The sequence below is a fragment of the Enterobacter sp. ku-bf2 genome, from assembly GCF_001742765.1.
In the GTDB taxonomy this organism is placed as follows: Bacteria; Pseudomonadota; Gammaproteobacteria; order Enterobacterales; family Enterobacteriaceae; genus Enterobacter; species Enterobacter quasiroggenkampii.
In genome coordinates this window covers 43,865-67,982 of record NZ_MDVW01000007.1, presented here as the reverse complement: position 1 = coordinate 67,982, position 24,118 = coordinate 43,865, and the positions used below count along the sequence as shown (strand labels likewise).

The 24,118-nt window shown below is 55.6% G+C and carries 20 protein-coding genes and 4 tRNA genes; 17 read left to right on the top strand and 7 right to left on the bottom strand.

Translation table 11 applies throughout. The features are described 5' to 3' along the window. Positions 1-10: 10 nt before the first annotated feature. Both gppA and rhlB read right to left on the bottom strand, forming a co-directional pair. Positions 11-1,495: a guanosine-5'-triphosphate,3'-diphosphate diphosphatase gene (gene gppA / locus BFG58_RS11880; RefSeq protein WP_063622989.1), complete on the bottom strand. Its 1,485-nt coding sequence runs from the start codon at positions 1,493-1,495 to the stop codon at positions 11-13. Between the two features lie 6 nt (positions 1,496-1,501). Beyond that, complete coding sequence (gene rhlB / locus BFG58_RS11875) at positions 1,502-2,770, bottom strand: ATP-dependent RNA helicase RhlB (RefSeq protein ID WP_021242834.1); 1,269 nt, start codon at positions 2,768-2,770, stop codon at positions 1,502-1,504. A gap of 144 nt (positions 2,771-2,914) precedes the next feature. Between rhlB and trxA the strand changes: the two genes are divergently transcribed. The 17 genes from trxA (at position 2,915) to BFG58_RS11790 (ending at position 18,071) form a co-directional block, all read left to right on the top strand. Then, on the top strand, positions 2,915-3,244 hold the full coding sequence (gene trxA / locus BFG58_RS11870) for a thioredoxin TrxA (protein WP_006179218.1): 330 nt from the start codon (positions 2,915-2,917) through the stop codon (positions 3,242-3,244). A gap of 345 nt (positions 3,245-3,589) precedes the next feature. Further along, positions 3,590-4,849, top strand: coding sequence for a transcription termination factor Rho (gene rho / locus BFG58_RS11865; protein ID WP_008501566.1), 1,260 nt, complete (start codon positions 3,590-3,592; stop codon positions 4,847-4,849). A gap of 238 nt (positions 4,850-5,087) precedes the next feature. Continuing rightward, on the top strand, positions 5,088-6,191 hold the full coding sequence (gene wecA, locus BFG58_RS11860; protein ID WP_045909243.1) for a UDP-N-acetylglucosamine--undecaprenyl-phosphate N-acetylglucosaminephosphotransferase: 1,104 nt from the start codon (positions 5,088-5,090) through the stop codon (positions 6,189-6,191). A gap of 13 nt (positions 6,192-6,204) precedes the next feature. Then, complete coding sequence (gene wzzE, locus BFG58_RS11855) at positions 6,205-7,251, top strand: ECA polysaccharide chain length modulation protein (RefSeq protein ID WP_045909242.1); 1,047 nt, start codon at positions 6,205-6,207, stop codon at positions 7,249-7,251. A 56-nt stretch (positions 7,252-7,307) separates the two neighbouring features. Then, complete coding sequence (wecB, locus tag BFG58_RS11850; protein ID WP_048226919.1) at positions 7,308-8,438, top strand: non-hydrolyzing UDP-N-acetylglucosamine 2-epimerase; 1,131 nt, start codon at positions 7,308-7,310, stop codon at positions 8,436-8,438. Further along, positions 8,435-9,697 (top strand): UDP-N-acetyl-D-mannosamine dehydrogenase, encoded by a 1,263-nt coding sequence (gene wecC, locus BFG58_RS11845; RefSeq protein WP_069719864.1) that lies wholly within the window; start codon positions 8,435-8,437, stop codon positions 9,695-9,697. Before wecB ends, wecC begins: the two co-directional genes overlap by 4 nt. Beyond that, the gene (gene rffC / locus BFG58_RS11840; RefSeq protein ID WP_069719863.1) at positions 9,694-10,371 is read left to right on the top strand and encodes a dTDP-4-amino-4,6-dideoxy-D-galactose acyltransferase; all 678 of its coding nucleotides are present in this window, start codon (positions 9,694-9,696) and stop codon (positions 10,369-10,371) included. The genes wecC and rffC overlap by 4 nt, the downstream gene beginning before the upstream one ends. A 4-nt stretch (positions 10,372-10,375) precedes the next feature. Next, positions 10,376-11,506, top strand: a complete 1,131-nt coding sequence (rffA, locus tag BFG58_RS11835; protein WP_045909238.1) for a dTDP-4-amino-4,6-dideoxygalactose transaminase — start codon at positions 10,376-10,378, stop codon at positions 11,504-11,506. A 1-nt stretch (position 11,507) separates the two neighbouring features. Then, on the top strand, positions 11,508-12,758 hold the full coding sequence (wzxE, locus tag BFG58_RS11830; protein ID WP_069719862.1) for a lipid III flippase WzxE: 1,251 nt from the start codon (positions 11,508-11,510) through the stop codon (positions 12,756-12,758). Further along, entirely contained in the window at positions 12,755-13,834 is a 1,080-nt protein-coding gene (locus BFG58_RS11825) for a TDP-N-acetylfucosamine:lipid II N-acetylfucosaminyltransferase (protein ID WP_063622984.1), read from the top strand. The genes wzxE and BFG58_RS11825 overlap by 4 nt, the downstream gene beginning before the upstream one ends. Further along, the gene (wzyE, locus tag BFG58_RS11820) at positions 13,831-15,183 is read left to right on the top strand and encodes an ECA oligosaccharide polymerase (RefSeq protein ID WP_048226907.1); all 1,353 of its coding nucleotides are present in this window, start codon (positions 13,831-13,833) and stop codon (positions 15,181-15,183) included. Before BFG58_RS11825 ends, wzyE begins: the two co-directional genes overlap by 4 nt. A 12-nt stretch (positions 15,184-15,195) precedes the next feature. Next, entirely contained in the window at positions 15,196-15,936 is a 741-nt protein-coding gene (gene wecG / locus BFG58_RS11815; RefSeq protein WP_048226905.1) for a lipopolysaccharide N-acetylmannosaminouronosyltransferase, read from the top strand. A 197-nt stretch (positions 15,937-16,133) separates the two neighbouring features. Then, on the top strand, positions 16,134-17,519 hold the full coding sequence (locus tag BFG58_RS11810) for an amino acid permease (protein ID WP_045909233.1): 1,386 nt from the start codon (positions 16,134-16,136) through the stop codon (positions 17,517-17,519). Positions 17,520-17,621: 102 nt separating this feature from the next. Beyond that, positions 17,622-17,698, top strand: a tRNA-Arg gene (locus tag BFG58_RS11805). A gap of 67 nt (positions 17,699-17,765) precedes the next feature. Then, positions 17,766-17,841: transfer RNA gene (locus BFG58_RS11800), tRNA-His, on the top strand. Between the two features lie 21 nt (positions 17,842-17,862). Then, positions 17,863-17,948, top strand: a tRNA-Leu gene (locus BFG58_RS11795). 46 nt (positions 17,949-17,994) lie between these two features. After that, a tRNA-Pro gene (locus BFG58_RS11790) sits at positions 17,995-18,071 on the top strand. 505 nt (positions 18,072-18,576) lie between these two features. Here BFG58_RS11790 and BFG58_RS11785 read toward each other — a convergent pair. The 5 genes from BFG58_RS11785 to hemC all read right to left on the bottom strand — a co-directional run bounded on the left by BFG58_RS11785 (position 18,577) and on the right by hemC (position 24,058). Next, a complete protein-coding gene (locus BFG58_RS11785) occupies positions 18,577-19,788 on the bottom strand; it encodes an MFS transporter (RefSeq protein ID WP_069719861.1) in 1,212 nt (403 codons plus the stop codon). A 172-nt stretch (positions 19,789-19,960) separates the two neighbouring features. Further along, on the bottom strand, positions 19,961-21,160 hold the full coding sequence (gene hemY / locus BFG58_RS11780; RefSeq protein WP_069719867.1) for a protoheme IX biogenesis protein HemY: 1,200 nt from the start codon (positions 21,158-21,160) through the stop codon (positions 19,961-19,963). A 2-nt stretch (positions 21,161-21,162) separates the two neighbouring features. Beyond that, positions 21,163-22,359: a uroporphyrinogen-III C-methyltransferase gene (gene hemX / locus BFG58_RS11775; RefSeq protein ID WP_045417670.1), complete on the bottom strand. Its 1,197-nt coding sequence runs from the start codon at positions 22,357-22,359 to the stop codon at positions 21,163-21,165. Positions 22,360-22,379: 20 nt separating this feature from the next. Further along, complete coding sequence (hemD, locus tag BFG58_RS11770) at positions 22,380-23,120, bottom strand: uroporphyrinogen-III synthase (RefSeq protein WP_069719860.1); 741 nt, start codon at positions 23,118-23,120, stop codon at positions 22,380-22,382. Then, the gene (hemC, locus tag BFG58_RS11765; RefSeq protein WP_069719859.1) at positions 23,117-24,058 is read right to left on the bottom strand and encodes a hydroxymethylbilane synthase; all 942 of its coding nucleotides are present in this window, start codon (positions 24,056-24,058) and stop codon (positions 23,117-23,119) included. Before hemC ends, hemD begins: the two co-directional genes overlap by 4 nt. Positions 24,059-24,118: the final 60 nt, after the last annotated feature.

The following is a 24,118-nucleotide window of genomic DNA, read 5'->3' as shown; positions in this document are numbered from 1 at the left end:
GTTCAGCGTATTACTTCACTTCCAGCACCCAGTGCACATAGCTCTGCCACTGGCACTCCTGCTCGATCATCTCTGCCCCAAGTGGGTGACGTTCAATCCAGTTTTCCGGCAGCGTCAGCGACAGTTTTTCGTCATCGGCCACCAGGCCGATCGCTGGCAGCAAATCATCGCGACGTCGGCTGGCAAACAGAATCGCCAGACGCAGCAGGCGGCACAGATGTTCGGCCACACGCGGCGGTACGGCATTTTGCTGATGCAAAGACGAGAGATCAACGGCATTGGTCTGGTTCAGCAGCAGCGTTGCCAGCAATTTTTTCTGTGCGGGTGTATAGCCCGGTAAATCCAGGTTGCGCACCAGATACGCAGCATGAGCAGGAGCCTGCTTAAAATCAATACTCAGCCCCACTTCATGGAGCGCACAGGCGCTCAGCAGTAAATCGCGGCTCAGTGGTTCAAGATCCCAGACGTTAGCGACCTGATCGGCGAAGCGTGACGCCAGCTGCGATACGCGTCCTGCCTGATCGATATCAACCAGAAAACGACGCTGCACGTTGCGCAGGGTACGGCTGCGGATGTCCTGATCGACCGACAGATGCAGCATCCCGTAGACCAGACCTTCACGCAGCGCGCCGCCAGCCAGGGTCATACACTGGATGTTCAGTTCGGTAAAAATAGCGATCAGAATAGCCAGCCCGCTCGGGAAAACCAGCGCGCGTTCGAGCGTCAGGCCTTCAATTTCCAGCTCTTCAAGGCGTCCGCACTGAATGGCGCGCTGTTTTAGCTGCTGAAGCTTGGCAAGCGTAATCCGCTCGTCCATTCCCTGCGCCATCATGATTTCCTGCAGGGCCTGCACGGTACCCGACGCACCCACGCACACTTTCCAGCCGTGATAGCGCAGCTCGTCCATCACCGGACGTAACACCTCGCGCGCCGCATTTTCTGCCTCGTCGAAGTTCTCTTTACCCAGATTACGATCGGTAAAGTAGCGCTCAAGCCAGGTCACGCAGCCCATCGACAGGCTGAACAGCGAGGTTGCCTGCGCGCCGGTGCCGGTCACCAGCTCGGTACTGGCACCGCCGATATCCACCACCAGGCGGCGATCGTCACCCCCTGTGGTATGTGCAACCCCCTGATAAATCAGGCGAGCTTCTTCTTCACCGCTGATAACCTGAACCGGGCAACCGAGAATTTCCTGCGCTCTGGCAATAAAATCCACGGCGTTAACCGCCAGGCGGAGTGTCGCGGTGGCGACGACGGTGATTTGGGCATGCGGGATATCCTGCAGACGCTCGGCAAAGAGTCGCAGACACTGCCAGCCACGTTCCATGGCTTCAGGTGAGAGGTGATTGTCGCTGCTCAGGCCCGCCGCGAGGCGGACCTTGCGCTTAATGCGCGTCAGCGTTTGTATGCTTCCTGCCACCTCGCGCACAACCAGCATATGAAAACTATTCGAACCGAGATCGATTGCTGCATAAAGCGAGGTGGAGCTGAGCATATTTTCTTAACCTGAACGACGACGATTACGCGGTGCGCCGCCTGAACGACGCGGTCCATTGCCGGAGCGTGGGCGGGTTAGACGCTTAGGCGGCGGCAGTTCGCTTAACAGCGCTTCCGGATTGTATTTGCTCTGCGGAATAGAGTGACCGATGTAGGTCTCAATGGCCGGAAGATTCAGCGCATACTCTTCACACGCAAGGCTAATCGAATGACCGCTTGCGCCCGCACGACCGGTACGACCGATACGGTGTACGTAGTCTTCACAGTCGTCTGGCAGATCGTAGTTAAAGACGTGCGTTACGGCTGGAATGTGTAAACCACGTGCAGCCACGTCGGTGGCGACCAGAATATCGAGATCGCCACGGGTGAACTCTTCGAGAATTCGCAGGCGTTTTTTCTGCGCGACGTCACCGGTCAACAGGCCAACACGGTGGCCGTCTGCAGCCAGATGGCCCCAGATGTCTTCACAGCGGTGTTTGGTGTTCGCGAAGATAATGGCGCGATCTGGCCACTCTTCTTCAATCAGCGTTTGCAGCAGGCGCATCTTCTCTTCATTCGAAGGATAGAAGAGCTCTTCTTTAATGCGGTGACCCGTTTTCTGCTCCGGTTCCACTTCCACGTACTCGGCGTTGTTCATCTGTTCGAACGCCAGTTCGCGCACACGGTAGGAGAGGGTTGCAGAGAACAGCATATTCAGGCGCTGGTTAGCCGGAGGCATACGGCGGAACAGCCAGCGGATGTCTTTAATGAAGCCCAGATCGTACATGCGGTCAGCTTCATCGAGCACCACAACCTGGATGGCACCGAGGTTAATGTGGTTCTGTTTGGCGTAATCGATAAGACGGCCGGTGGTACCGATCAGGATATCCACACCGCTTTCCAGCACTTTCAGCTGTTTATCGTAGCCGTCGCCGCCATAGGCCAGGCCCAGCTTCAGGCCGGTAGCCTGCGCCAGGGGTTCAGCGTCTGCGTGGATCTGTACCGCCAGTTCTCGCGTCGGGGCCATAATTAGCGCGCGCGGCTGGTTAACTTTGCGGTCTGCAATCGCTGGGTGAGAAAGTAAATAATGAAACGTTGACGTTAAAAACGCCATCGTTTTGCCGGTACCGGTTTGCGCCTGCCCGGCAACATCGCGACCGGCCAGCGTCAGCGGCAGCGCGAGGGCCTGAATGGGCGTGCAGTTATGAAACCCTTTATTTTCAAGGGCTTCAATCACCTTCGGGTGCAGCGCGAAGTCGGAAAACTTCTGTTCTGTTAAATGTGTTTTGCTCATAGTGTGGTAGAATATCAGCTTACTATTGCTTTACGAAAGCGTATCCGGTGAAATAAAGTCAACCTTTAGTTGGTTAATGCGACATCAACACGTCGTTGGTGGAGACAAAACCAACGTACCAGGCTTATTCCTGTGGAGTTATATATGAGCGATAAAATTATTCACCTGACTGACGACAGTTTTGACACGGACGTACTTAAGGCTGACGGGCTGATCCTCGTCGATTTCTGGGCTGAATGGTGTGGTCCTTGCAAAATGATCGCCCCGATTCTGGATGAGATCGCCGACGAATATCAGGGCAAACTGACCGTTGCCAAGCTGAACATCGACCAGAACCCGGGCACCGCACCAAAATACGGTATCCGTGGCATTCCGACCCTGCTGCTGTTCAAAAACGGCGAAGTGGCGGCGACCAAAGTGGGCGCGCTGTCCAAAGGTCAACTGAAAGAGTTCCTGGACGCTAACCTGGCGTAAGGTTTCTCCGCTGCGCGTTCAGAGCTCCCGGCTAAATGATCTGGAACTCTGGACGCCCGGCTGAAGTCGTGCTAAGTTAGCTATGACTTCGTTTTAAACATATCTTGTTGTTTGAATCTTGTTTTACCCGATACTTCCCGCTGTTGACATATCCAGTGCGTGAAGTGGCTAAATTCCGGGCTTGTCACTCAATCCGTCTTGTCGTTTCAGTTCTGCGTTCTTTCCCTGTGACCAGACAGCGAACAGACATGAGTTGATGGCCGCTAAACAGGCATGGATGACCCTGCCATACCATTCACAACATTAAGTTCGAGAATCACCCCGAGTTTAAGAACCCACACCATTATGAATCTTACCGAATTAAAGAATACGCCGGTTTCTGAGCTGATCACTCTCGGCGAAAATATGGGGCTGGAAAACCAGGCTCGTATGCGCAAGCAGGACATCATTTTCGCCATCCTGAAGCAGCACGCTAAGAGTGGCGAAGATATCTTTGGCGACGGTGTGCTGGAGATATTGCAAGACGGATTTGGTTTCCTCCGCTCTGCAGACAGCTCCTACCTCGCCGGCCCTGACGACATCTACGTATCCCCCAGCCAAATCCGCCGTTTCAACCTCCGCACTGGTGACACCATTTCAGGTAAGATTCGTCCTCCTAAAGAGGGTGAACGCTACTTTGCGCTGTTGAAAGTCAATGAAGTTAACTTCGACAAACCTGAAAACTCGCGTAATAAGATCCTCTTTGAGAACTTAACGCCGCTGCACGCGAACTCTCGCCTGCGTATGGAACGTGGTAACGGTTCGACCGAAGACTTAACCGCGCGTGTTCTGGATCTGGCATCACCTATTGGTCGCGGCCAGCGTGGTCTGATTGTGGCGCCGCCAAAAGCGGGTAAAACCATGCTGCTGCAGAACATCGCGCAGAGCATCGCCTATAACCACCCAGACTGTGTGCTGATGGTGCTGCTGATTGACGAACGTCCGGAAGAAGTGACCGAGATGCAGCGTCTGGTTAAAGGTGAAGTGGTTGCTTCAACCTTCGATGAGCCAGCATCTCGCCACGTTCAGGTTGCGGAAATGGTTATCGAGAAGGCAAAACGCCTGGTTGAGCACAAGAAAGACGTGATCATCCTGCTCGACTCCATCACCCGTCTCGCGCGTGCCTACAACACCGTGGTGCCAGCGTCTGGTAAAGTGCTGACCGGTGGTGTGGATGCTAACGCCCTGCATCGTCCGAAACGCTTCTTCGGTGCTGCACGTAACGTGGAAGAGGGCGGCAGCCTGACCATCATCGCGACGGCGCTGATCGATACCGGTTCCAAAATGGACGAAGTGATTTACGAAGAGTTTAAAGGTACAGGCAACATGGAACTGCACCTCTCTCGTAAGATCGCTGAAAAACGCGTCTTCCCGGCTATCGACTACAACCGTTCCGGTACCCGTAAAGAAGAGCTGCTCACCACTCAGGAAGAGCTGCAGAAAATGTGGATCCTGCGCAAAATCATCCATCCAATGGGTGAAATCGACGCGATGGAGTTCCTCATTAACAAACTGGCGATGACCAAAACCAACGACGATTTCTTCGACATGATGAAACGCTCGTAACGCAAATAAAGCCAGCGAACGCCACGTTTTTACGTGGCGTTTTTCTTTTATGGACTATACGCTAGTACCACCTACTCCCAATTTTGACGTGTAGGTGTAACAATAAGACGATTCGTAGAGTAAAAACATTAATAGCTTGAATAATATACAAATGAGGTCACAAGAGGTTTACTTTTACCTTCGGGCTATGAGCCTTCATGGTTATACTTCCGAGACTAACATTTGTTGAGAATCCATTGTGAACCTATTCGATACGTTTACTGATCTAACCAGTATTTTTTTATTCACCACCTGTTTTCTGTTTATTGCGCGTAAGGTGGCGAAATACGTGGGGTTAGTGGATAAACCCAACTTCCGGAAACGTCATCAGGGTATGATCCCCCTGGTGGGTGGTATCTCAGTATTTGCGGGTATTTGCTATGCCTTCGCAATTGCTAACTACTATGTCCCACATGTCAAATTATACCTGATGTGTTCAACGGTACTGGTTATCGTCGGCGCGCTTGACGATCGTTATGACATCAGCGTTAAAATTCGCGCCTTTGTGCAGGCGGCAGTTGGCATTGCCATGATGGTCTCAGCAAAACTCTACTTGAGTAGCCTGGGCTATATTTTTGGCTCGTGGGAGATGGTGCTCGGCCCGTTCGGCTATTTTCTGACGCTTTTCGCCGTATGGGTGGCTATAAACGCATTCAACATGGTCGATGGTATTGATGGCTTGCTGGGGGGACTCTCCTGCGTCTCATTTGCCGCGATCGGTTTTATTTTGTGGTTTGACGGACAATATAGTCTTGCTATGTGGTGCTTCGCCATGATTGCCGCCATCCTGCCTTATATCCTGTTAAACCTCGGTGCGCTGGGGCGCCGCTATAAAGTCTTTATGGGTGATGCGGGCAGTACACTCATTGGGTTTACCGTCATCTGGATTTTACTGGAAACGACTCAGGGACAAGTCCATCCTATCAGCCCTGTTACCGCGTTGTGGATTATCGCTATCCCGTTAATGGATATGGTTGCGATAATGTATCGCCGCTTGCGCAAAGGGATGAGTCCCTTCTCAGCCGACCGACAGCATATTCATCATTTGATCATGCGAGCTGGATTCACCTCCAGACAGGCATTTGTTTTGATAACCGTAGCGGCTGCTATCCTTGCGGGAGTGGGTGTTGCCGCGGAGTATGCTCATTTTGTGCCAGAATGGGTCATGTTGGTATTATTCTTGCTAGCATTTTTCCTGTACGGCTACTGCATTAAGCGCGCATGGAAAGTGGCGCGGTTCATTAAACGTATTAAACGCAGGATGCGTCGTAACAGTGGCAAAAACACAACATTAACTAAGTAAAACCGGGACTATGATGACTCAACCGTTGGCGGGAGCGAAATCAGTGGTAACAGAGAATGAACTGGATATTCGGGGTTTGTTTCGCGTGTTATGGGCAGGCAAACTTTGGATTGCGGGGATCGCGCTGGGATTTGCACTGTTAGCGCTGGCCTATACGTTCTTTGCAAAACAGGAATGGAGCGCCACGGCAATCACGGACAAACCAACGGTTAACATGCTTGGGGGATACTATTCCCAGCAGCAATTCCTGCGAAACCTGGATATCAAAGCCAACCTTGCCACGCCAGATCAGGTTTCCGTTATGGATGAGGCCTACAAAGAGTTTGTGATGCAACTGGCTTCGTGGGATACGCGTCGCGACTTCTGGTCCCAGACGGATTACTACAAGCAGCGTCGGGTTGATAACACCAAAGCCGATGCCGCCCTGCTGGACGATCTGATTAACAATATTCAGTTTATGCCGGGCGACGCGCTGCGTAACGTGAATGACAGCGTCAAGCTGATTGCAGAAACCGCGCCGGATGCCAACAACCTGCTGCGTCAATACGTCGCGTTTGCCAGCCAGCGTGCCGCAAGCCATCTTAACGAAGAGCTTAAAGGCGCCTGGGCGGCCCGTACCATCCAGATGAAAGCCCAGGTGAAACGTCAGGAAGAGGTGGCTAAAGCGATTTTTACTCGCCGTGTACACAACATTGAGCAGGCGCTGAAAATTGCGGAACAGCACAATATTTCTCGTAGTGAGACGGACGTGCCGGCTGATGAACTGCCTGACTCTGAAATGTTCCTTCTTGGTCGCCCTATGCTGCAGGCACGCCTGGAAAATCTCCAGGCCGTCGGTCCTGATGTTGACCTCGATTACGATCAAAATCGCGCGATGCTCAATACGCTTAATGTCGGTCCCTCTCTGGACCCGCGTTTTCAGACCTATCGTTATTTGCGAACGCCTGAAGAACCTGTAAAACGCGACAGTCCGCGTCGTGCATTCCTGATGATCATGTGGGGGATTGTCGGTGCACTGGCGGGCGCTGGCGTGGCGTTAACGCGTCGTCGCACAAACTAAGAATGCCGTCTACGATGAAGGCTGCGGCCTTCATCGCCTAATCGAAGAGAATCGATGTGAAAGTACTAACCGTATTTGGCACCAGGCCGGAGGCCATTAAGATGGCACCTCTGGTTCATGCCCTGGCCAGCGATCCTGATATTGAAGCGAAAGTCTGCGTCACGGCCCAGCACCGTGAGATGCTTGACCAGGTCTTAACGCTCTTTTCCATCGTCCCGGATTACGACCTTAATATTATGAAACCGGGGCAAGGGTTGACGGAGATAACCTGTCGCATACTGCAAGATCTCAAGCCGATCCTGGAGTCATTCAAGCCTGACGTGGTGCTGGTACACGGAGATACCACCACGACCGTGGCGACCAGCCTGGCCGCGTTTTATCAACGTATTCCCGTGGGGCATGTCGAGGCGGGTCTGCGTACCGGCAATCTGTATTCGCCGTGGCCGGAGGAAGCCAACCGCACGCTAACGGGCCACCTGGCGATGTACCACTTTGCGCCAACGGAAAACTCGCGTCAGAACCTGCTGCGTGAAAATATCGCCGATAACAAAATCTTTGTGACCGGCAATACGGTCATCGATGCGTTAATTTGGGTACGTGACCGCGTCCTCGCAAACGACGATCTTAAGAAAGAACTCGCTGCCCGCTATCCCTTCCTGCACAACGGTAAAAAAACCATACTGGTGACGGGCCACCGACGCGAAAGCTTTGGCCGGGGCTTTGAGCAAATCTGTCACGCGCTGGCTGAAATCGCCGCGCAGAACGACGATGTGCAGATTGTCTATCCGGTCCATCTCAATCCTAACGTCAGCGAGCCGGTTAACCGCATCCTGGGTCATGTTGAAAATGTCCTTCTGATTGAACCTCAGGACTACCTGCCGTTTGTCTGGCTGATGAACCATGCCTGGCTGATCCTTACCGATTCCGGCGGCATTCAGGAAGAAGCGCCTTCTCTTGGCAAGCCGGTGCTGGTGATGCGTGAAACCACCGAACGTCCGGAAGCGGTGAAAGCCGGGACGGTGCGTCTGGTTGGCACCAACGCGCAGCTCATCGTCGAAGAGGTCACGCGCCTTCTGCATGACGATGAAACGTATCAGGCGATGAGCCGGGCCCATAATCCGTATGGAGACGGGCAGGCTTGTGGCCGTATTTTGCATGCACTTAAAAACAATCGGGTATCGCTATGAGTTTTACTACCATCTCTGTCATTGGTCTTGGCTACATTGGCTTGCCCACCGCGGCGGCGTTTGCCTCTCGTCAGAAACAGGTTGTCGGTGTGGATATCAACGCCCGCGCGGTGGAAACCATTAACCGTGGCGAAATTCATATTGTCGAGCCCGATCTGGATCGTGTAGTGAAAGAGGCGGTGGAGGGCGGCTTCCTGCGTGCCAGCACGACGCCCGTTGAAGCGGATGCCTACCTGATTGCCGTTCCAACGCCCTTTAAAGGCGACCATGAGCCCGACATGGTCTACGTCGAGGCGGCGGCGAAGTCCATTGCCCCGGTGCTGAAGAAAGGGGCGCTGGTGATTCTGGAATCGACCTCTCCCGTCGGCGCTACCGAGCAGATGGCGCAGTGGCTGGCCGACGCTCGCCCTGATTTAAGCTTCCCGCAACAGGCGGGGGAGCAGGCAGATATCAATATCGCCTACTGCCCGGAGCGCGTACTCCCGGGCCAGGTTATGGTCGAACTGATTAAAAACGACCGCGTCATTGGCGGTATGACGCCCGTCTGTTCCGAACGCGCCAGCGCGCTGTACAAGATTTTCCTGGAAGGCGAATGCGTGGTGACCAACTCCCGTACCGCCGAGATGTGTAAGCTGACGGAAAACAGCTTCCGCGACGTCAATATCGCCTTTGCGAACGAACTGTCGCTGATCTGCGCCGATCAGGGGATTAACGTCTGGGAGTTGATTAGCCTGGCGAACCGCCATCCGCGCGTCAACATTCTCCAGCCAGGCCCGGGCGTGGGTGGACACTGTATCGCCGTCGATCCGTGGTTTATTGTGGCGCAGAACCCAGCGCAGGCGCGCCTGATTCGCACCGCGCGTGAAGTCAATGACAGCAAACCTCACTGGGTGCTCAATCAGGTCAAAACCACGGTAGCGGATTGTCTGGCAGAGAGCGGCAAGCGCGCCAGCGAGCTGAAAATTGCCTGCTTTGGTCTGGCCTTCAAACCGAATATTGACGACCTGCGTGAAAGCCCGGCGATGGAAATTGCTCAGATGATTGCCGAATGGCACAAGGGTGAAACGCTGGTGGTTGAGCCGAATATTCATGAACTGCCGGCAAAACTGGCGGGGCACTGCACGCTGACAGCGCTGGATGAGGCGCTGGCGACGGCGGACGTACTGGTGCTGCTGGTGGATCATAAAGCGTTTAAAGCGACGCCTGGTGATGCGGTGCGTCAGCAATATGTGATTGATACCAAAGGCGTCTGGCGTTGAACAGCCTGAACGGGGTACTCGAGCCCCTGCAGTGGGAGAGTGCCTTTTTCGGCCTGCCGTCGGCCATTGTGCGCCTGCGCGATGATGCGCCGGTACTGGCTGAATCAGATTTGAACGCCTGGCAACGGATTCAGGCGAAGATCCCGGCGGACCGTACCGACCTGCTTGACGCGCTCCAGCAACGCGGCTTTCAGCTGGTTGAAGGTGAGGCAGACCTTTCCATAACCCTCACCCGGCACGATGCGCCCGGTGTGGAAATGGCAACCGAACAGGATATTCCCGTGCTGCGTCAGATGGCGGCTCAGGCGTTTGCGCAGAGTCGCTTTCGTACGCCCTGGTATGCTCCTGACGATAGCGGACGTTTCTATGCCCAGTGGATAGAGAATGCGGTTAAAGGCACCTTTGATCACGTCTGCCTGGTTTTCCGCGCAGGGGACGGTCAACTCCAGGGGTTCGTCTCGCTTCGCAAGCTCAACGCGTGCGAGGCGCGTATTGGCTTATTAGCCGGGCGCGGCATGGGTGAGAAGCTCATGCAGGCGGCGCTGCACTGGGCGCAGCAGCAGCAGGTTGAGACGCTGCGGGTGGCGACCCAGGTGGGCAACACCGCCGCGCTTAAACGTTATATTGCGAGTGGTGCCAACATCGACGCCACCGCCTACTGGTTATACAGGTGACAAGATGATTCCATTTAACGCACCACCCGTCGTCGGAACGGAACTCGACTATATGCAGTCTGCCATGGGCAGCGGCAAACTCTGCGGTGACGGCGGTTTTACCCGTCGCTGTCAGCAGTGGATGGAACAGCGTTTTCGCAGCGCCAAAGTGCTGCTGACCCCGTCCTGTACGGCATCGCTGGAAATGGCCGCGCTGCTGCTGGATATCCAGCCCGGCGATGAAGTGATCATGCCGAGCTACACCTTCGTTTCCACGGCGAACGCGTTTGTCCTGCGCGGGGCGAAAATCGTCTTTGTGGATATCCGCCCGGATACCATGAATATTGATGAGACGCTGATTGAAGCGGCGATCACCGACAAAACGCGCGCGATCGTGCCGGTTCACTACGCGGGCGTGGCCTGTGAAATGGACACCATCATGGCCATCGCCAAAAAACATAACCTGTTTGTGGTGGAAGATGCCGCCCAGGGCGTGATGTCGACCTACAAGGGACGCGCGCTGGGTACCATCGGCCATATCGGCTGCTTTAGCTTCCACGAAACCAAAAACTACACGGCTGGCGGAGAAGGTGGCGCGACGCTGATTAACGACCGGGCGCTCGTGGAGCGTGCGGAGGTGATCCGCGAAAAAGGCACCAACCGCAGTCAGTTCTTCCGCGGCCAGGTAGACAAATACACCTGGCGCGATATTGGCTCCAGCTATCTGATGGCGGATCTGCAGGCCGCGTACCTGTGGGCGCAGCTGGAAGCCGCGGATCGCATCAACCTGCAGCGCCTCTCCCTGTGGCAAACCTATTACGATGCGCTTGAGCCTCTGGCCAAAGCCGGGCGTATTGAGCTGCCGACTATCCCGGCAGATTGCGTCCACAACGCGCACATGTTCTACATCAAGCTGCGCGATAACGACGACCGGAGCGAGCTTATCGCCTGGCTGAAAGAAGCCGAAATTATGGCGGTGTTCCACTATATTCCGCTGCACTCCAGCCCGGCGGGCGAAGCGTTTGGAACCTTCGCGGGTGAAGACCGTTACACCACCAAAGAAAGTGAGCGGTTGCTTCGTCTGCCTCTGTTCTACAACCTCGCGCCAGTTAACCAGCGTACGGTGATTAATACCCTTCTGAGCTATTTCGGCTGATATGTCTCTGGCAAAAGCATCGGTGTGGACCGCCGCGTCCACGCTTGTAAAAATTGGCGCCGGGCTGCTGGTCGTCAAGCTGCTGGCTGTCTCATTTGGCCCCTCTGGCGTGGGGCTAGCGGGTAATTTCCGCCAGCTTGTCACCGTCCTTGGGGTGCTGGCCGGTGCCGGTATCTTCAACGGCGTGACCAAATACGTTGCGCAGTATCATGATGATGCGACCCAGCTTCGCAGGGTCGTGGGCACCTCCTCGGCGATGGTCACGGGTTTTTCGACCCTGATGGCGATTATCTTTCTGCTGGCGGCGGCGTCCATCAGCCAGGGATTATTCGGTCACACCCACTATCAGGGGCTGGTGCGTCTGGTCGCATTGGTTCAGATGGGGATTGCCTGGGCTAACCTGCTGCTGGCGCTGATGAAAGGGTTTCGTGATGCGGCCGGAAACGCGATTGCGTTAATCCTGGGCAGCGTTATCGGCGTGATTGCCTATTATTTCTGCTATCGCCTGGGGGGCTACGAAGGCGCACTGCTGGGGCTGGCGCTGGTTCCGGCGCTGGTGGTTGTGCCTGCGGCTTTTATGCTGATGCGTCGGGGCGTCATCCCCCTGAGCTACCTCAAGCCGCAATGGGATAAAGTGCTTGCCAGCCAGCTGGGTAAATTTACCCTGATGGCGCTCATCACCTCCGTCACGCTGCCGGTGGCCTACGTGATGATGCGTAACCTGCTGGCGGCGCATTATAGCTGGGATGAAGTGGGGATCTGGCAGGGCGTAAGCAGTATTTCCGACGCCTATCTCCAGTTTATTACGGCTTCCTTTAGCGTTTATTTGCTGCCAACCTTATCGCGTTTGACCTCCAGACAGGATATTACGCGTGAGATTTTCCGGTCGCTGCGCTTTGTATTGCCGGCTGTTGCGGCTGCCAGCTTTACCGTCTGGCTATTGCGCGATGTCGCCATCTGGCTGCTGTTTTCGGCGAAGTTCATCGCCATGCGCGATCTCTTTGCCTGGCAGCTGGTGGGTGATGTACTGAAAGTGGGGGCTTACGTTTTCGGCTATCTGGTGATAGCAAAAGCCTCCCTGCGGCTGTATATCCTGGCGGAAATTAGCCAGTTTGCATTACTGACCTCGTTCTCGCACTGGCTGATACCCGCGCACGGCGCGCTGGGGGCGGCTCAGGCCTACATGGCAACCTATATCGTTCATTTCGCCGCCTGTTGCGGTGTATTTTTATTGTGGCGTAAACGCGCATGACTGCACTGATTCACATCCTGGGATCGGATATCCCACACCATAACCAGACCGTTTTGCGGTTCTTCAACGACGAGCTGGCATCGGGGGATCCTGATGCGCGTGAGTTTATGGTTGCAGGTCAGGATAAGGGCCTGAGCGAGGCATTTCCGGCGCTGACGATTCGCTTCTGGCCAGATAAGGCAACGCTGGCAAAGGCGGTCGTTGCCAGGGCGAAAGCCGACCGCGAGCAACGATTCTTCTTCCACGGGCAGTTTAACACCGGCCTGTGGCTGGCGCTTCTCAGCGGAGGGATTAAACCCTCCCAGTGCAGCTGGCATATCTGGGGAGCCGATCTTTATGAAGTCTCCCGCGGCTGGAAATTCCGTCTTTTCTATCCATTGCGCCGCATGGCGCAGGGGCGCGTGGGCTGCGTTTTTGCTACCCGCGGCGATCTCAACTATTTTGCTAAACAGCACCCCAACGTGCGCGGCGAGTTGCTTTATTTCCCCACCCGCATGGATCCGGCGCTGAACGCCATGGCCAATGACGCGGTGCGTGAAGGCAAGCTGACGATCCTGGTGGGGAATTCCGGCGATCGCAGTAACGAACATGTCGCGGCGCTCAGGGCGGTGCATCAGCAGTTTGGCGACACGGTGAACGTGGTGGTGCCGATGGGCTATCCCGCCAACAATAACGCCTACATTGACGAGGTTCGCCAGCAGGGACTGGCGCTGTTTAGCGCAGAAAATCTGCACATCCTCAGCGATAAGCTGGAATTTGAGGAATATCTCGCACTGCTGAGAAAATGCGATCTCGGCTATTTCATCTTTGCCCGACAGCAGGGAATTGGCACACTGTGTCTGCTGATTCAGGCGGGGGTACCGTGCGTGCTCAACCGCGACAACCCGTTCTGGCAGGACATGGCCGAGCAGCATATTCCGGTGCTGTTTACCTCAGACACGCTGAACGTCGAGGTGGTACGTGAAGCTCAACGTCAGCTCACGCTGGTGGATAAAAACAGCATCGATTTTTTCAGCCCGAATTATCTCACGCCGTGGCACCGCGCGCTGCGTATCGCTTCAGGAGACAAAGCATGAGTCAGTTGCAATTCAGCGGCTTACTGGTTGTCTGGCTTCTGAGCGCCCTGTTTATCGCCACGCTCACCTGGTTTGAATTCCGCCGGGTGCGCTTCAACTTTAACGTCTTCTTCTCGTTACTGTTCCTGCTGACGTTCTTTTTCGGCTTCCCGCTCACCAGCATTCTGGTCTTCCGTTTTGACGTGAGCGTCGCGCCGCCGGATATTCTGCTCCAGGCGCTTCTGGCGGCGACCTGCTTCTATGCGGTCTACTACGTCACCTATAAAACGCGTCTGCGTTCAGCGCAGACAGCTGCCCCGCGTCGGGCGCTCTTTAACATGAATAGGGTGGAAACCCACCTGACATGGGTGATGCTGATGACCATCGCCCTGGTCAGCGTCGGCATCTTCTTCATGCATAACGGCTTCCTGCTGTTTAAGCTCCACTCCTACAGCCAGATTTTTTCGGCCGAGGTTTCGGGCGTGGCGCTTAAGCGTTTCTTCTACTTCTTCATCCCGGCGATGCTGGTGATCTTCTTCCTGCGCCAGGACAGCAAAGCGTGGCTGTTCTTCCTGGTCAGTACCGTCGCGTTTGGCATCCTGACCTACATGATTGTGGGCGGCACGCGCGCGAACATTATCATCGCCTTCGCCATCTTCCTGTTTATCGGCATCATCCGCGGCTGGATCTCGCTGTGGATGCTGGTTGCGGCAGGCGTGTTTGGCATTGTGGGGATGTTCTGGCTGGCGCTGAAGCGGTACGGAATGAACGTGGCGGGTGATGAGGCGTTTTATACGTTCCTCTACCTCACGCGCGATACGTTCTCGCCGTGGGAAAACCTGGCATTACTGCTGCAAAACTACGACAAGATTGATTTCCAGGGGCTGGCGCCGATTGTTCGCGACTTCTACGTCTTTATCCCTTCCTGGCTATGGCCGGATCGCCCTGGTGTGGTGCTCAATACCGCGAACTATTTTACCTGGGAAGTGCTGAACAACCATTCCGGTCTGGCAATTTCACCCACGCTGATCGGTTCCCTGGTGGTGATGGGCGGGGCGTGGTTCATTCTGCCCGGGGCGGTTGCCGTGGGGCTTATTATCAAGTGGTTCGACTGGCTTTACGTGCGTGGCAACGAAGAGACCAACCGCTATAAAGCGGCCATTTTGCACAGTTTCTGCTTTGGTGCCATTTTCAATATGATCGTTCTGGCGCGCGAAGGGCTGGACTCGTTCGTTTCGCGCGTAGTGTTCTTCATGGTTGTTTTCGGAGTCTGCCTGTTACTGGCCAAACTGTTGTACTGGCTGTTTGACAGCGCCGGGCTTGTGCACAAGCGCGAGCGGCAGGGCAGCACAACGCTGTCGCAAGTCTGAGTAAGGATAGTAATGACTGATAGAATTTCTGCACCGCGCTATGCGCTACGTGGCCTGCAGCTTATTGGCTGGCGCGACATGCAGCACGCGCTGGACTTTCTGTTCGCCGACGGCCAGATGAAATCCGGTACGCTGGTGGCCATCAACGCGGAAAAAATGCTGGCGGTTGAGGATAACGCGGAAGTCAAAAGCCTGATTGAAGCGGCCGAATTTAAATACGCGGACGGGATCAGCGTGGTCCGCTCTATCCGTAAAAAGTATCCTGACGCTAATGTTTCCCGCGTGGCGGGGGCCGATCTCTGGGAGCAGCTTATGGCCCGCGCAGGCGCGCAGGGTACGCCCGTGTTCCTGATTGGCGGGAAGCCGGAGATACTGGCCCAGACGGAGGAGAAACTGCGTCGTCAATGGAATGTTAATATTGTCGGCAGCCAGGATGGTTACTTCAAACCGGAAGATCGGCAGACGCTGTTTGAGCGCGTTCGTGACAGTGGGGCAAAGATTGTCACCGTGGCGATGGGGTCCCCGCGCCAGGAGATCCTGATGCGTGACTGCCGCCTGGTCTGCCCGGATGCCCTCTACATGGGCGTCGGCGGCACGTACGACGTCTTTACCGGCCACGTTAAGCGTGCGCCAACGGTCTGGCAATATCTTGGGTTGGAGTGGTTGTATCGTCTGCTATCGCAACCGACACGCATTAAACGACAGATCCGTCTGCTTCGCTACCTCGTCTGGCATTACACCGGAAAAATGTAATCAAAATGTAGCGCGATATGCTATTCGCGCTGCAACTCGCCTGCAAAACTGCTGATAATCTGTGCAATGCATTCATTTTTTTAATGCATCGTTTGCCATTTGGCAGATTTTAAGAAACCATTCGCTCCGTATTTTAGTCCCCCTAAAAAACAATACCCGGTCTTAAGCCGGGAAACAGCAAACACAATCGAGGATCTATGGCAGAGAAAAAACCGGAGCTGCAGCGTGGGCTGGAAGCTCGTCATATTGAACTGATAGCGCTGGGCGGCACTATCGGCGTGGGCCTGTTTATGGGCTCCGCAAGCACGCTCAAGTGGGCAGGCCCTTCCGTATTACTGGCGTACATTATCGCCGGGCTGTTTGTTTTCTTCATCATGCGTTCCATGGGCGAAATGCTCTTCCTGGAGCCGGTAACCGGCTCTTTCGCCGTTTACGCGCATCGTTATATGAGCCCGTTCTTCGGCTACCTGACGGCCTGGTCATACTGGTTTATGTGGATGGCGGTGGGCATCTCAGAAATCACCGCGATAGGGGTCTACGTCCAGTTCTGGTTCCCGGATATGGCTCAGTGGATACCCGCGCTCATTGCCGTGGGGCTGGTGGCGCTGGCAAACCTGGCCGCCGTGCGTCTTTACGGTGAGATCGAGTTCTGGTTTGCGATGATCAAAGTCACCACCATCATCGTGATGATTGTCGTCGGCCTGGGCGTGATTTTCTTCGGCTTTGGCAACGGTGGACATGCTATCGGCTTTGGTAACCTGACCGAAAACGGCGGCTTCTTTGCCGGCGGCTGGAAGGGCTTCCTGACGGCGCTGTGTATCGTTGTAGCGTCGTACCAGGGCGTAGAGCTGATCGGTATTACCGCCGGTGAAGCGAAAAATCCACAGGTCACGCTGCGTAGCGCGGTGGGCAAAGTGCTGTGGCGCATCCTGATTTTCTATGTGGGCGCCATCTTCGTTATCGTGACCATCTTCCCGTGGAACGAAATAGGCTCGACGGGCAGCCCGTTTGTTTTAACCTTCGCCAAAATTGGTATCACGGCGGCGGCGGGTATCATCAACTTTGTGGTCCTGACGGCCGCGTTGTCAGGCTGTAACAGCGGGATGTACAGCTGTGGGCGTATGCTCTATGCGCTCTCGAAGAATAACCAGCTGCCTGCGGCAATGAGTAAAGTTTCACGTGCCGGGGTGCCGGTGGCGGGCGTGGCGGTCTCCATTGCAATCCTGCTGATTGGGTCTTGCCTGAATTACATCATTCCTAATCCGCAGCGGGTGTTCGTTTACGTCTACAGCGCCAGCGTCCTGCCGGGCATGGTGCCGTGGTTTGTTATTCTCATCAGCCAGCTGCGTTTCCGTCATGCGCATAAAAAGGCGATTGAAAGCCATCCGTTCCGTTCAATTCTGTTCCCCTATGCGAACTATTTGACGATGGCGTTCCTGATTTGCGTATTAATCGGAATGTACTTTAATGAAGATACCCGCATGTCGCTGTTTGTCGGGGTGATCTTCCTGGCCGCCGTGACGGCTGCCTATAAGCTTTTTGGCCTGGGTCGCCGTGCCACCACGCAGAAAGTGGAGGAATAAGCGGCAAAATGTGCAAACCATAACCAAACGCGCATTTTTTTCAAAAAAGCACTAGACAGCGGGGACGGAGGTACGTAATATCCAGCCCCGCAACGGCGCTAAGCGCCCGTAGCTCAGCTGGATAGAGCGCTGCCCTCCGGAGGCAGAGGTCTCAGGTTCGAATCCTGTCGGGCGCGCCATTTTAGTCCCGGCGCTAGAGCTGCGGTGGTCTGAGAAGTAGTCAGTACCGCGTGAAAGAATACAGTGGTGGCTATAGCTCAGTTGGTAGAGCCCTGGATTGTGATTCCAGTTGTCGTGGGTTCGAATCCCATTAGCCACCCCATTATTGAAAGAGTTGTGAATTGCGAAGGTGGCGGAATTGGTAGACGCGCTAGCTTCAGGTGTTAGTGTCCTTAGGATGTGGGGGTTCGAGTCCCCCCCCTCGCACCACGACTTTTTAAATGAATTGAACTAAAAATTCAAAAAAGCAGTACATCGGCGAGTAGCGCAGCTTGGTAGCGCAACTGGTTTGGGACCAGTGGGTCGGAGGTTCGAATCCTCTCTCGCCGACCAATTTTGAACCCCGCTTCGGCGGGGTTTTTTGTTTTCTGCCATTTTCATCCCTGTAGTGATTCCCCGACAGCGTCCGGTTTCATTGTCGCGATTCAGCGACATACAATGCATTGAAAATAAAAGAATTACTCATACTTCCATTTTGCTGTCTCCTCCTGGCGACAGAATTCTGTCCTTACCGATACATTGTGGGGCTTAAGACGGCGCTTAACAGCATAATTTCCTTTTATCTTAAAATGTTGCGTCATGTAAACGTTTTGGGTGCGAACCTGGCACGTTACGTGCAATAATATGCGTGTAGATGCTCATTCCATCTCTTATGTTCGCCTTCGTGCCTCATAAACTCAGGAATGACGCAGAGCCATTTACGGTGCTTATCGTCCACTGACAGATGTCGCTTCGGCCTCATCAGACACCATGGACATAACGTTGAGTGAAGCACCAAATATGTTGTCTTACAGACCTGTTTTAACGCCTGCTTTTATAGCAGGCGTTTTTTTATGCCTTATTCCTGATACCGACGTACGATCAGGGCAACCAGCACCAGGGCCGCTGACGAGACGGCATAGAGTGCCGTTACTGAGCCAAACCCGGCAGCCACTGCCGCAGCGATGCCGGTGAAAAGAGAGGCGCTGAGCGTTTGCCAGCGCCAGGCTTTCCCACTGGCTGAAGCGGTTTGCGTGAGATGAAAACTACTGAGTACGCCAAACGTCCCGGCAGCGAAGAGAATATTCGAGGCCAGATGTGCGATAAAAATCGCCCCCAGTGCACATGCCATCCATCCGGACAACAACGGTAGCGTTCCATAAGCGGCCAGAAAGATGCCGAGACAAACGATGATGCGCGGCGTGTGAGCGGCAAAACGCGTCAGGCTCTCTTTCTTTAGCAGCATAGGACCGCAAAGCTGACCCATGCTTCTTGCGAAAAGCAGCGGCAGAGCAAGGCCCGCGGCATCCTGAGGATGGATTTGCTGTGCCAGCGCCGGAAGCAGCGCCATAGCCGGTGAGCCGACGGCCGCCAGCGACGGCAGCAGGAGCAGACTGCGTTTCTGCCGAACGGTCAACGTCCGCCAGCGTAATGCCGCAGGGGCTTCCTCTTCCCCGGAGGACGGGAGTGATGGCGCAGAAAACCGGCGTCCAGCCAGCCATAGCATGAGCAGTGACCCGAGAAAGCTGGCGGCATCAATGGCCAGCAGGGTAAACACGGACGTCTTCTGGAACAGCACCACGCCCAGGCCAGTCCCTAACAATACCTGCGAAGCAAAAATCACATTTTCCAGACAGGTCGCAGCAGGCAGCTCTGCTTCGCTAAGTCCGCGCTTAAAGAGCAACGTCAGCGCGGGCCAGCTCATCCCGCTGAGCAGCGCTTCTGTGGATTGTACGGCGAGTAATGCGGCAACGCTGTGATAACCCACACCAAGCAGGGGAAAGAGCAGGGCGAGCAGGCCCAGCCCTTCGGTCAGTATCAGCAGGGATATCGGAGACCAGCGTGAGCATAGCTTTTCGCCGATCGTACTGCCGATAAATCCTGGTACCGTCGCGAAAAGAAAAGCAAGGGTAAGCAGAGCGGGCGGAGCTGACCACGCTAACAGCAAGCCGAAGACCACAACCTGGGTTAAGCCATTCCCCAGCGAAGAAAAGATAAAAGCACAGGCAAGCAGGCGCAGCCAGCGGTGGCGGCGCAGCGCTTCAATAAGCGCATATAAAAGTGAGTTCATGACGATTTCCTTTCAAAAACGATTTAGTCCACGCTGCAGCAAGTGCGCATGTGTGAAAAAAAGTTAATGAAAAGACATCGTTACATTGGCGGGTTCGTTTGCAGATGCGGGTGTAAAGAATGTAGCAGGAGAAAGGCGATAAAAAAAGGAGGCCATCTGGCCTCCTGATGAATTACTGCTGCGTACCGTTATTTTGCAGCGTCAGCAACAGCCCATCACGGCGCATGGCGGCCGCCTCTTCCGGCTTATGCTGCTTGTCCAGCGTATCGGCAAGCCATGCGTAGTCGAAGGCATCCGGACGCTGCTTGAGTGCGGCGCGGAAGGCGAGGCTCGCCTCCTGCCATTCGCCGTGCTTCATCAACGACTGACCGAGCGTGCTCCATAGCAGCGGGCGATCGCCAACGGTTTTAATCTGCTGGCGCAGCACTTTTTCGATTTGCTCAGGATTGTTGGTTTTCAGGCGCGGGATCACCATCACCAGACGATCGTCGTACTGGCGCTTCAGACCGTCGAGGAGGATCTCTTGAGCCGTGTCGTGATCGTCACACTCGATGAGATGTTCCGCCATCGCCACCTGCAGAGGAACCTGTTGGCGTGTTTTACGGCTCTGATTCTTCCACCATGTTTTCAGACCGTCGCTGCCCAGGTCAGCGCGCGCCTGATCCATCAGGCCTATCCACGCCAGACGCTGAAGCTCGTCACGATGTTCATCGTCGCCCACCTCGGCCTTCGCCATCGATGGAATGATGTCCAGCAGTGAGCCCCAGGCGCCGGTACGAATATAGGCCTGCTCGGCAAGACGCAGCACTTCCGGATGACGCGGCGCGACTTCCAGCAGACGGTCGATGCCGTGGCGAGCCGCGTGATTCTCATTGCGTGCCAGCTGCAGACGAACGCGCGTGATTTCCACTGGAATCGGGTCGCCGTGAGCCAGCTCAGCCGCTCGCTCCAGGTGCTGATTAGCGCGGGCTTCGTCACCGCGCTGCTGCGCTGCTTCGGCCGCCAGCAGATAGTTCACCACCGGCTGTTCGGCGTGGTCGGCGTTTTTCGACATCAGCTTTTCTACCTGCTGATAATCACCCTCTGCGAGCTTAAGCAGCGCCTGCTCGGTCTGTTTACGGGCGCGGCGGCGCTTACGGCCAACGAACCAGCCGCGGGTATGCGCACCGGTACGGAAAATACGGCGCAGGATCCACTCGATCGCAAACAGCACCACCATGCCGAGGATCAGAATGATCGTCAGACCCGTTACGCTGGTTTCAATGTTGTAGTTATCGGTCTGGATCAGGACGTAACCCTGATGACCCGCAAGCATAGGCCCCAGGACGATCCCGGCGATCAGCAGGATGAAGAGTAAGAGGACTTTTAGCATCATTACTCTCCCTGCGGTGCGCTTTCAGGCGCAGGAGCCGGAGCAGGTGCTGCTCCGCTCGTCTGCTCAGCCGGTACGCCCGGCTGTGCCAGCAGGTTACGTACGCGCGTCTGCATCAGTTTCTCCAGAATCGGCTGGCTGGCCAGCTTATCCGGCACGTTCATGGTGATGTTCTGCTGGCTGAGCTTATCAATGTCTTCGAGGAAGGCGGTGGTCGTCGCATCATCGGTGTTGTAGTAGGCGCGTACCCACGTTGAGACGTTATCCAGCGCCTGTTTGTAGGTCTCTTCCTGATGACGCGGCACGGCCTGGGCAGCGACCAGCAGGCGGGAACGAATGTTCTCGCGCAGATAGATGTCCTGGTTCGGGGCGAGCAGCGGTACGGCAGTTTCGTCGCGACGGCGGACAGTGATAAAGCTGTCCATAAAGTTCTGCCAGCTTTTTTGCAGGTTAATGCGCCATTCGCTCAGGGAGCTCGAAAGCTCGGTACCGTCGGAATCCATCGGGGAGTCGTCGTCGTTATTATCCGCCAGCTGAAGGTTATCAATCTGATTCGACAGCTGATTCACTTTAAGGATAATGCCGTCGTAATCCACCTGCGAAACGGCGGAGAGGCTGGCGATGTCTTCGGTAATCGCGCGACGGGCGGTAATAAGGCTTGGGTCGTTCATGTCCGCCAGGCTTGCATCGGCGCTTTTCAGCAGCGCGGCAGCGGTGGTGACGTCCTGATCGCTCCAGAGCTTACGTCCGGCGAGCTTCACCAGGAAGTCAGCCTGCGAGAGCAGCCAGGTTTTGGCATCGGTACCGGAAATGGTGGCGACTTTCTGCTGTACTTCACCCAGCTGTTTGGTCAACTCTTCCTGTTTGCTGTTCGCTTCGGCGAGCGCCGCGGCCTGCTGCTTAATCACGGCTTCCAGCTCGGTTTTCTGCGTCTCCTGCTCTTTTTGCAGGGCAGTGAGCTGATTCACCAGCGCGTCGCTGGTAGACGTCTGGTTAGCGCTCTGTTGCTTCACCAGCCCGTACAGGCCAACCCCCGCTGCCAGCGCAATGGCGATGGCAATCGCGCTCAGCGTGAGGCTTGTTTTGTTGCTGCCGTTTTTCTTCTCAGCGGTTTTCTCAGTCGTCTCTGGCTGTGGCGTCGTCTCCACAGTCTCCCTGGTCTCTTCAACCACGGCGGAGGATTTGTCGTGTTCCGTCATTATGGCTTCCCATTTGAGAGTTATTGTAATGCGCGCAGCAGCGCATCGTTGTCGGCGTTATCAGCGATCCGAATATCCTGCCAGCCCAGTTCCCGGGCCTGGTTCGCCAGACGCTCACTGACGACCAGAAGCCGACAGCGGAGTAACCAGTTTTCGCGATACCAAAGCGGTATCAGCGTCCAAAGCTGTTGTAACATTTCACCGCTGGTGACCACCAGCGTATTGATGCCTCGCGCGTGCCAGCGCATCGCCTCTTCCGCACCATCATAGTGTTTTGCACAGCGCTGATAGCACTCAACGAACGTCACGTTCGCACCACGTTCACGCAGCGTTTCGCCCAGCAGCTCGCGGCCCCCATTGCCGCGCAAAATGAGCGCACGCTTGTCGGCAACAGTTTGTAATTCAGGTAATTGTAGCAAGACTTCACTGATTTCCCGATCTAACGGGTAACGAACGTCCGCGCTGCTTACGGTATGCAGTGCCAGTGCCGTGGTACGGCCAATCGCGAAATAGCGGGGGGCGGTTGGCCAGGCCTGTCCCTGCTGCTGCAGCTGTGCGTGGGCAAATTCCACGGCATGCTGCGACAGCGCAAACAGCAGGTCACCGTCCTGAAGGGTATTCATCTGGTCGGCGAGCGCAGAGAGCTCGCGACCGGGGGAGAATTCAATGAGCGGAAAACTCCAGGCCACCTGCCCCAGTGTGCGCAGACGGCTCACTAACTGCTCTCCTGCGGGAGAAGGGCGGGTGACGAGAATACTCATGCAGGGGGTTCTCCATTGTAAACGTCAGCCAGAATCTCGCGGGCGCCGTTATCCAGCAATTCTTCCGCCAGCGACACGCCAAGCTGCTCGGCATCTTGCGCTTTTCCGCGACGTTCGCCGCGCACCATCTGCGAACCGTCCGGGGCGCCTACCAGCGCGCGCAGCCACAGTTCGCCATTCGTCAATTCAGCATAGCTGCCAATCGGAACCTGGCACCCGCCTTCGAGGCGGGTATTCATCGCCCGCTCCGCTTTTACGCGGATAGCGGTTTCGTCATGATTCAGTGGAGCAAGCAGCGCGCGGGTACGTGCATCGTCCAGACGGCACTCGATGCCGACAGCACCCTGACCAACAGCCGGCAGCGACAGCTCTGGCGGCAGCGCCACGCGAATACGTTCCTCCAGCCCCAGACGCTTCAGGCCGGCAACGGCGAGAATAATGGCATCGTAATCGCCGTTATCCAGCTTGCCCAGACGCGTGCCGACGTTACCGCGCAGCGAGCGAATGATCAGATCGGGACGACGCTCCGCCAGCTGACACTGACGGCGTAAACTGGACGTGCCAACCACGCTACCCGCTGGCAGAGCGTCGAGCGAGTCATAGCGGTTAGAGACAAACGCATCGCGCGGATCTTCGCGCTCGCAGATGGTCACCAGCCCCAGCCCCTCCGGGAACTCGACGGGCACGTCTTTCATCGAATGTACGGCGATATCGGCGCGGTTCTCAAGCAATGCCAGTTCCAGTTCTTTGACGAACAGGCCCTTACCGCCCACTTTCGCCAGCGGCGTATCGAGGATCACGTCACCGCGCGTGACCATCGGCACCAGCTCGACGCGCAATCCGCTGTGGCAGGCTTCCAGGCGCTGCTTCACATAATGTGCCTGCCAGAGCGCGAGAGGGCTTTGGCGTGTGGCAATTCTCAAAACATTGTCTAACATGCTTGTTACCGTCATTATCAATCGCTAACCATCCTAACATTGTTGACTCTGGGATGGCAG